Source organism: Anaerolineae bacterium (assembly GCA_014360855.1).
Lineage (GTDB): Bacteria > Chloroflexota > Anaerolineae > JACIWP01 > JACIWP01 > JACIWP01.
Genome location: JACIWP010000119.1, coordinates 1 through 9,023, shown reverse-complemented (window position 1 = coordinate 9,023; position 9,023 = coordinate 1). Strand labels below are relative to the sequence as shown.

The window sequence follows — 9,023 nt, the reverse complement described above, 5'->3', positions numbered from 1 at the left end:
GATTATCGAGGAAGCGCCGACGGAGGAGTTTGCCGGCTACCCATCCATCGGGCGTCGGATTCCCCGCCGGGATACCATTTTCCAGGTGCTCGGGCAGTTGAAGTACATCAACGACCTGTCCTTCCCGGGCATGCTGTATGCCAAGGTACTGCGGAGCCGCTATGCCCACGCCCGCATCCTGCGGGTGGACGTCAGCAAGGCGCTGGAAATGCCGGGGGTGGTGGCGACCATCACGGCGGACGATATCCCGGTCAATTCGTTCGGCCCCAGCCTGCAGGATCAGCCCGTGCTGGCCAAGGACAAGGTGCGGCATATGGGGGATGGCATTGCGGCGGTGGCGGCGGTGAGTGAGCAGATTGCCGAGGAAGCGCTGGAGAAGATCGTGGTGGAGTATGAGCCGCTACCTGTGGTGCTGGACCCGCTGGAGGCGATGAAGGAAGACGCGCCGCGCATCCATGAGCCGCGCAGTAACATTTACTGGGAGTGGCACATCCGCAAAGGCGATGTGGAGAAGGCGTTGGCGGAGGCGCACCTGGTGGTGCAGGAGCGCTACCGCACCCAGATGGTGGAGCATGTCCCCATGGAGACGCATTCCAGCATCGCTATGTGGGACGCCGGCGGCCGGCTCACCGTCTGGTGCACCGTGGGCCGTATCACGCTGGCACGCACCGACCTGGCGCGCATCCTACAGGTCCCGGTCAGCCGGGTGCGGGTGGTCTCGACCCAGCTTGGCGGCAACTTCGGCGGGAAGAACGAGATCACCATCGAGCCGGTGCTGGCGATCCTGGCGAAGAAGACCGGCCGGCCGGTCAAAGGGACGTACTCCCGCAAGGAAGAGTTCATCGCCTCTACCACACGCCATCCCTTTATCATGGAGTACACCAGCGGGGTGACGGCGGAAGGGCGCATCATCGCCAGGAAGGTGCGGCTCATCGCCGACGGCGGGGCCTACTGCTCGTGGAGCGAGACGACGCTGGGCAAGGCGACCATCCTCAGCGCCGGCCCCTACGATATCCCGAACATTGCCCTGGACGGCTATGTGGTGTACACCAATAAGCCGATGACCGGCGCCATGCGCGGCTTTGGGGCGCCGCAGGTTTGTTTCGCCTATGAATCCCATATGGATACCATCGCTCACCGCCTGGGTATGGATCCCCTGCAGATCCGCCTGCTGAACGCCTATGACGAAGGGTCCATCAGCGCCACTGGCCAGATTCTGCACAGCGTGGCCTTGAAAAAGACCCTGCTGGCGGCGGCTGAGCGATTCGGTTGGGAGGTGAAAGAGCGATGAAGAAGCGAGGACGCGGTATCGCGTGTATGTGGTATCCCATCGGGTTCACGGTTTCCGCCAATCCCAGCGCCGCCGTGGTGAAGGTGAACGAGGACGGCACGGCGACGGTGCTCACGGGGACAGTGGAGACCGGCCAGGGGTCTCTGACGGTCCTGGCCCAGATTGCGGCGGAGGAGTTGGGGATATCGCCGCATGAAGTTATCATGGTGTCGGCAGACACGGACGGCACGCCGGTGGATACCGGCGCGATTGCCAGCCGCACGACGTATGTCACCGGCAATGCCATACGTTTAGCGGCGAAGGAAGCAAAGAAAATACTGTTCGAGGTGGCCGCGCCGATGCTGGGGGTGCGCACGGATCAGTTGGAAACGCGGCAGGGGCGCATCTGGGTGATTGACTTCCCCCAGAAGAATATTTCCATCGGTGAGGTGGCGTATTACAGTCAGGTTAAGTTGGGCCGGCCGGTCCAGGGAAGTGCCTCGTGGAACCCTCCTACGGTGCCCCTGGACCCGCAGACCGGCCAGGGCAAACCCTTCAACACCTATGTCTATGCCACCCAGATCGCCGAGGTCGAGGTGGATACGGAGACGGGACAGGTAGACGTCCTGCGCATCGTGGCGGCGCATGATTGCGGCACGCCCATCAACCCCATGCTGGTGGAAGGCCAGATTCAGGGAGGCATCTCCATGGGAGTGGGGTTTGCCTTGAGCGAGGAAATGGTCTTTTCCAGCAACGGCACACTGCTGACGTCCAGCCTGTCCAATTATCTGATACCCACCACCATGGATATGCCCGAGATCGAGGTCATCATCGTGGACAACTATGACCCCACGGGACCCTTCGGCGCTAAAGGCGTGGGGGAACCGACACTGGTGCCGACGGCGGCGGCGATCCTGAATGCCATTTACGATGCGGTGGGGGTGCGGCTGTATTCCCTGCCGGCCACTCCCGAAAAAGTGCTCAAGGCACTGCGGGAAAAGGAAGCCCAGAACAACACAGCTTCATCCATTCACTAATGTCAGGAGGTGCAGGAAAGATGGCTCTGGCGAATTTTGACTTGACGGGACGTGTAGCGATTCTTATCGGAGCCGGCCGCGGCATTGGGCGCACGCTGGCCCTGGGCCTGGCGGAGGCCGGCGCGGATATGGTCGTCTGCGCTCGCACCGTGGAGGAACTGGAATCTCTGGCGGAGGAGATCCGCGCCATGGACCGCCGCGTGCTCGTCCAGCGGGTGGACGTCACGAAAATCAGCGACATCGAGGCCCTGCGGGATGCCACCCTGAAGGAATTTGGCAAGATCGACATCCTGGTGAACAATGCCGGCATGAACATCAATGAGCCGGCGCTGGAGGTCACCGAGGAGCATTGGGACCGCATCCTGGACACCAACCTGAAGGGCCTCTTCTTCTCGTGCCAGATCATCGGCCGCGTCATGGTGGAACAGCGTTACGGCAAGATCATTAACGTCAGCTCCACCTTCGGCCTGGTCGGGTACGAGAAGCGCGCCGCGTACGCCGCCAGCAAGGGCGGCGTCAGCCAGCTTACCAAAGTGTTGGCTATCGAATGGTCCAAGTACAACGTCAACGTGAACGCCATTGCCCCGACCGCTACCGAGACGCCGATGAACAAGGCGCTGTTCGCGGATCCTGTGTGGCGGGAGGAAGTCCTGCGGCGCATTCCCGCCGGCCGCTTCTGCACCCCGGAAGACCTGGTCGGCCCGGTGGTCTTCCTGGCCAGCGACGCGGCGCGGTTCGTGCACGGCGTGACCCTGCCCGTCGACGGCGGCTGGACGGCCTGGTAATCGAAGGAGGTTATCTTGCGCATCGCGCTGTTGCAACTGCAGTGTAACGATCTGGAACAGGCGGAGGAAGGTCTCCGCCATGCCCTGGAGATGGTGGATGAGGCCGGGCGCAGGGGGCCGGACCTTATCGTACTGCCGGAGAGTACCTATCCGGCGTACTACCTGCGAGGCCTGCGGGAGTACCAGGAGGCCCCTCTGCGCCCCTGGTCCGAGCTGGTGGCGCTGTTCGGCGAGAAGGCGCGCCAGTATCGGGCACATATCGTCGCCGGCATCGTTCAGCCCGGCGGGGCCGGCGAGATGCCCCGTAATGCGGCCGTGCTGTGGGGGCCCGATGGCCAGATCATCGGGATGACAGCCAAGAGCTTCCTGTGGCATTTCGACCGTTGCTGGTTCGCCGGCGGCACTACGTACCCGGTCTTCGATACCGCCCTGGGTCGCATTGGGCTGATGGTGTGCGCCGACGGCCGCATGCCCGAAATCGCTCGCGTCATGGCCCTTCGCGGGGCACAGATGATCGTCGATGTGACTGCGCTGGTCTCGGGCGGGGGTGATAGGGCAACGTTATCCAATCCCCAACTCGAGTACATGCTGCCGGCGCGGGCTATGGAAAACGGCATCTGGCTCCTGGTGGCGAACAAAGTGGGACTGGAGGCCAGCTCGGTGCTGTACTGCGGAGGGAGCTGTGTGATTGGGCCGGATGGCAAGAAACATGCCCAGGCCAGCCCAGATCGGGAGGAGATTGTCGAGTGTGAGATCGAGCTGGCCGGCGGGCCGGCCCTGCCGGCGGCGCGCCATCCGCGCGCGTATGAACTCATCGCCGCACCGACGGGTTCCCTGCCCATCGCCCGGATCCTCAAAGAGGCGGTGGTACCGGAGGAGACCGTCGTGCGGGTGGCGCTGGTCCAGATGCATGCGGACCGGTCAATGGAGGCGTATCTCCAGCACGCCGCGGAGCTGACCGATACCGCCGTGCGGCAGGATGCCCGCTTGGTGATACTTCCCGGGGAACTGCCGGCGGAGGCGGCCGAGAACCCGGAGAAGGCGGCCCTGTTCCAGGCGCGCCTGGCGGAGATCTCCGCCCAAGTGGGGTGCGGCCTGGCAGGAGTGGTGGAGGAATATGCCGGCGGAGCACGCTACCGCACTGCTATGTTGTGGGATAAGGGCAGTCTGGTCGGGAAGTACCGGAAGGTGCACACCGATGGCAGTGGCTACGCCGCCGGCGAGTCCCTGTCGGTGTTCGAGACGCGCTTTGGCCGGCTGGGCTTCATGCTGGACCAAGAGGCCGTGCTCCCCGAAGTGCCGCGCTGTCTGATGCTGGGCGGGGCGGATGTGGTCATCTGGCAGGCCGGCCGGACAGACCTGCCCCTGCGTCTGCTGGCCCGCGCCCGGGCAGATGAAAGCAAGGTCTATCTGGCGTTGGGCGCGGCGTTCGGGCAGGGCACCGCGCTGGTCAATCCCGCCGGCGCCTTCCTGGCGGCGGCTCTGCCGGATGTGGAGCAGGTTATCGCCGGCCAGGTGGCCTGGGTAACGGCAAGGTATAAGGAAATGGCTCCCAGCACCCATGTGGTGTGGGGACGCCGGCCAGAGACGTACAAGGAGCTGATCCGATGAAAGTGGACCTGGTCATTCGAGGCGGTACAGTCGCCCTGCCCCAGGGAAGGTTCCCGGCCGACGTGTATGTACAGGATGGGCGCATCGCCGCGCTGGGGAAGTTCGATGGGGTCACTGGGAAGCGAGAGATTGACGCCGGCGGCCTGCTGGTCCTGCCCGGCGCGGTGGATGGCCATGTCCACATGATGGACCCTGGCCACACGGAGCGTGAGGATTGCACCACGGGCACGGCCGCCGCGGCCGTCGGGGGCGCTACTACGGTCATCGAGCACCACCGCACGGAACCGCCGGTGCTGAACGCCAAGATCTTTGCCGAGAAGCGGGATTACTGGGCCAAAAAGGCGGTGGTGGATTTTGCCTTCATGGGCGGTGCGGTGCCGGACAACCTGCATGAGCTGAGGGGCATGTGGGACATGGGGGCCGTCGCCTTCAAGACCTTCACCTGCGAACTGCACGGCGTCACCCCCATGTATCCCGGCATGCTTCAGGAGCTGTTCCGCACGCTGAAGACCTTCAACGGCATCACCCTGATTCACGCTGAGGAAGATACGCTGTTGAAGGTCAATGAGAAGAAACTGCGGGAGTCTGGGCGCAAGGATTACCTGGTGGTGGCGGACTGGCGGCCGCCCGAGACGGAACTGCTGGCCATTTCCAGTGCGGTGGCGCTGGCCAAGGAAATTGGGGCGCGCATCGTGTTCGCCCATGTCAGCCTGTGCGAGTCGCTGAGAATTATCCAGGAGGCGCGCTGCGCCGGCGCCAAAATCTATGCGGAAAGCTGTCCCCAGTACTTCTACCTCACCAAGGAGGACCTGGCGCGCAAAGGGCCGTGGCTGAGCTGGAGCTGGGACATGTGGACATCATCAGCACCGACCACTGTCCCTATCCGAAGGAGGAGAAGGCCGCCGGCCTGGACGATATCTGGAAAGCGCCCTACGGCATCCCCGGCATCGAGACCACGGTGCGCCTGATGCTCAACGGCGTCAACCAGGGCAAGGTCAGCCTGGAACGGGTGGTGCAGGCGTTGTCGGAGACGCCGGCCAAGCTCTACGGCCTCTATCCGCGCAAGGGGACCCTCCTGCCCGGCGCCGACGCCGACATTCTACTGGTGGACATGTCGGCACGCGAGGTGTTGTCCAATGACAGCGTGGTGTCCAAGTGCCAGTGGACGCCGTACGATGGGATGGAGGTGCAGGGTAAGGTGGTGATGACCCTGGTGCGGGGGACCGTGGTGGCGGAGGACGGCCGGCCGGTTGGCGAGCCGGGGTACGGGCGGTTTATCCCCCGGCTGGGCGCCGGCGGGTGATGTCGCTGTCATGAGATGAGCAAACGGGGCTGTGGTAAGGGTCACAGCCCCGTTTCCCTTGCTCGTGAGGACGATGGATTATTTGGATTCCTGGCGCAGTTTGCGGTTATGCACCAGACTTTCGCAGACATGCTGTAAATGTGCGACGATCAGATCAGAGGCTGCATTGGCATCGCCGCGCTCGCAGGCCTCCAGGATGGCGCGGTGCTCCTGAATGGCCCGGCGTGCTCGCTGGGGATGGGAGATATCGCTGACCAGGTAGGGTTGGACCGTGTTGCGCAGGCTGTCGATAATGCCGAGGAGGCGCGGCCGGCCGGAGATGGCATACAGTTCCGAATGGAAGCGGTGATTGAGCGTGGTCCAGGCGAGAGGGTCGTCTATCACCTCTTCCATCTCGTTGACCAGGGCCTTGAGATTTTCCAGCATTTCCGGGGTCATCTTTGGGATGGCCAGACGGATCGCCATAGACTCCAGGACACAGCGGATCTGGTAGATTTCCTCGATCTCCTCCACGGAGAGGTCGCAGACTTCTACGCCCTTGTGGGGCAGGAAGCGCACCAGCCCCTCTGCTTCCAGCGTGCGCAGGGCCTCGCGCACGGGCATGCGGCTGACCTGGAAGCGTTCTGCGATTTCCGCCTGGTCGAGGCGCTGGCCGGGTTTGAGCCAGCCGCGCAGGATGGCCTCGCGAATGCGGTCAGCAACCAGCTCCTGAAGGGTGCGATAGGTAGGAGCTCCCCAATCTTCTAATTTTTGCATATCTTTCCTCGCTTGTGCCGGCCCGGACTCGGGGACAACAGACATTATCAAATATAAACTACCATCAATCTTGGATTGTGTCAAATTTCTCTGAACGGTAATCCCCTGGTAGAACTTGGCGGGGAGGGCACACCGGCTTTGACCATGCGGGCCGGCTGTGCTACAATACGGTTGATGCTCGTATCCTTCTTCCCTCACGGCGGAACTATGGCGAAGGTCTTCGCGTTTGCCAATCAAAAGGGCGGGGTGGGGAAGACCACCACGGCCGTGAACCTGGGGGCATATCTGGCCGCCGCCGGCCAGCGTGTGCTCCTCGTGGATATTGACCCACAGGCGAACGCCACCAGCAGTCTGGGGGTGGACAAGAACCGCCTACAGCACTCCATCTATGATGTCCTGCTGGGACAGATGGACATGGCGGAGATCATCCAGCTCACCGGGCAGGTGCGGTTGGACCTGGCGCCGTCCGCGCCGGCGCTGGCCGGCGCCGAGGTGGAGCTTGTCGCGGTGCCGGACCGCGAGCGCCTGCTCAGCCATGCGCTGGAGGATATCCTGCCGCGCTATGACTTCATCCTGATAGACTGTCCGCCCAGCCTGGGACTGCTGACGGTGAACGCGCTGACCGCGGCCCGGCACGGGGTGATCATCCCGGTGCAGTGCGAGTTTCTAGCGCTGGAAGGGCTGACACAGTTACTGCAGACCATTGAGCTGGTGCGGCGCACGCTGAACCCGGGTCTGCGGGTGCATGGGGTGCTGATGACCATGTACGATTCGCGCACGCGGTTGTCCCAGCAGGTGGTGGATGAGGTGCGGAAATATTTTGGCCGGCGCGTCTTCGCCACCATCATCCCGCGCAGTGTGCGGTTGAGCGAGGCGCCCAGCTACGGCATGCCGATTTTGAATTACGCCCCGCATTCTGCCGGCGCCGCCGCCTATGAGTCGCTGGCGCGAGAATTACTGCGCGACACCACGCCGGCATGAAGGCGCAGGAGGAGGGAAGGGTGGCACAGCCGAAGCGCGGACTGGGCAAGGGATTAGGCGCGTTAATACCCTCCACACCATCGGCCGCGGAAGGGATGGTGGAACACATCCCGGTGGAGCTGATCGCTCCCAACCCGCATCAACCCCGCAGTGCTATCCCGCCGGAATCGCTGGAGGAACTGGCCGGCTCCATTCGCGAGCACGGCGTCATCCAACCGCTCATCGTCACCCGCTCGGATGATCCCCTGGCGGATGCGCCGTATGTGCTCATCGCCGGCGAGCGGCGTTGGCAGGCCGCCAAGCTGGCCGGGCTGACCACTGTGCCGGCCATCGTCAAGGAAGCGACTCCTCAGCAGATGTTGGAGCTGGCGCTGGTGGAGAACATCCAGCGTGCCGACCTGAACCCGCTGGAGGAGGCCCATGCCTATCATCAGCTTATCGAGGAATTCGGGCTGACGCAGGAACAGGTGGCGGAACGGGTGGGCAAGAGCCGCGTGGCGGTCACCAATGCCCTGCGGTTACTGCGTCTGCCGGCGAAGGTGCAGGAGGCGCTGGCGGATGGGCGGATTTCGGAAGGGCATGCACGCGCCCTGCTCTCGCTGGAGAACGAGGCCCTGCAGGTGCAGACCATGAACCTGATTATCAGCCGGGCGCTGAGCGTGCGGCAGACCGAGGAGCTGGTGCGCCGGCTGTTGGAAAAGGCGCCCAAGAATACCCCCACAGCGGAGGAGAAGCAGTCGCCGGAGACGCGTGCCCTGGAAGCGGAGTTTGAGAGCGCTCTGGGAACCCGTGTCCAGCTTATGCGGAGCCGGCGGGGTGGCAAGCTGGTGATTCATTTCTACTCGGAAGAGGAACTACAGGCGCTGTATGACGCCATTGTGGCGCGCCGGCGGTAGCAATGGAACAACTTGCTGAACCTGCGGTGACAGCCACCTGGCGGGTAGCTGTCTCCTGTTTGTATGCCCGAAAAGCCCTATTTGACAAGATTCGGAGGCTGTGGTAAATACACTGTCACAACCCAAGCAATGGAAACGGCGGACGCGATGAGTTACTGCATTACCCTGCAGTACAACGCCAAGAAGGAGTCGAAGAAGCAGGCCGGCGGGCCTGGCTAGTGTCGCGTCTGCCATAATTCCGGACGCGTGCCGGCCAGCCCAGAAAATTCTGGAGCTGGCCTTTTTATTTACCCGCAGGGAGGCGAGGGGCTGAGGAGCTCCTCCACAGAGGCAGAGATGCACGCCCTGGCGAGCCAGAGATGGCTTGACCAGGGCGTTGTCATA

General features: G+C 63.3%; 7 protein-coding genes and 1 pseudogene. 7 read left to right on the top strand and 1 reads right to left on the bottom strand.

Going from position 1 to position 9,023, the window contains the following annotated elements:
* From H5T60_07970 to H5T60_07950, 5 genes and pseudogenes are all read left to right on the top strand, one after another.
* Positions 1-1,291 (top strand): molybdopterin-dependent oxidoreductase (locus tag H5T60_07970; GenBank protein MBC7242365.1); only part of this gene is annotated, 1,291 nt, incomplete at its 5' end.
* Positions 1,288-2,307 carry a molybdopterin-dependent oxidoreductase gene (locus tag H5T60_07965; protein ID MBC7242364.1) on the top strand — a complete coding sequence of 340 codons (1,020 nt, stop codon included), beginning with the start codon at positions 1,288-1,290 and terminating at the stop codon, positions 2,305-2,307. The genes H5T60_07970 and H5T60_07965, both read left to right, overlap by 4 nt.
* A gap of 20 nt (positions 2,308-2,327) precedes the next feature.
* A complete protein-coding gene (locus tag H5T60_07960) occupies positions 2,328-3,092 on the top strand; it encodes a glucose 1-dehydrogenase (protein ID MBC7242363.1) in 765 nt (254 codons plus the stop codon).
* A 15-nt stretch (positions 3,093-3,107) separates the two neighbouring features.
* On the top strand, positions 3,108-4,703 hold the full coding sequence (locus H5T60_07955) for a carbon-nitrogen hydrolase family protein (protein MBC7242362.1): 1,596 nt from the start codon (positions 3,108-3,110) through the stop codon (positions 4,701-4,703).
* Positions 4,700-6,006 (top strand): annotated as a pseudogene (locus H5T60_07950) (amidohydrolase family protein). The gene H5T60_07955 and the pseudogene H5T60_07950 overlap by 4 nt, the downstream one beginning before the upstream one ends.
* A 78-nt stretch (positions 6,007-6,084) precedes the next feature.
* On the opposite strand, the gene H5T60_07945 reads toward H5T60_07950, so the two are convergent.
* Entirely contained in the window at positions 6,085-6,762 is a 678-nt protein-coding gene (locus H5T60_07945) for a GntR family transcriptional regulator (GenBank protein MBC7242361.1), read from the bottom strand.
* Between the two features lie 207 nt (positions 6,763-6,969).
* Here H5T60_07945 and H5T60_07940 point away from each other — a divergent pair, with 207 nt between their 5' ends.
* Positions 6,970-7,743 (top strand): ParA family protein, encoded by a 774-nt coding sequence (locus tag H5T60_07940; protein ID MBC7242360.1) that lies wholly within the window; start codon positions 6,970-6,972, stop codon positions 7,741-7,743.
* A complete protein-coding gene (locus tag H5T60_07935; protein MBC7242359.1) occupies positions 7,740-8,639 on the top strand; it encodes a ParB/RepB/Spo0J family partition protein in 900 nt (299 codons plus the stop codon). Before H5T60_07940 ends, H5T60_07935 begins: the two co-directional genes overlap by 4 nt.
* The last annotated feature ends 384 nt before the right edge of the window (positions 8,640-9,023 follow it).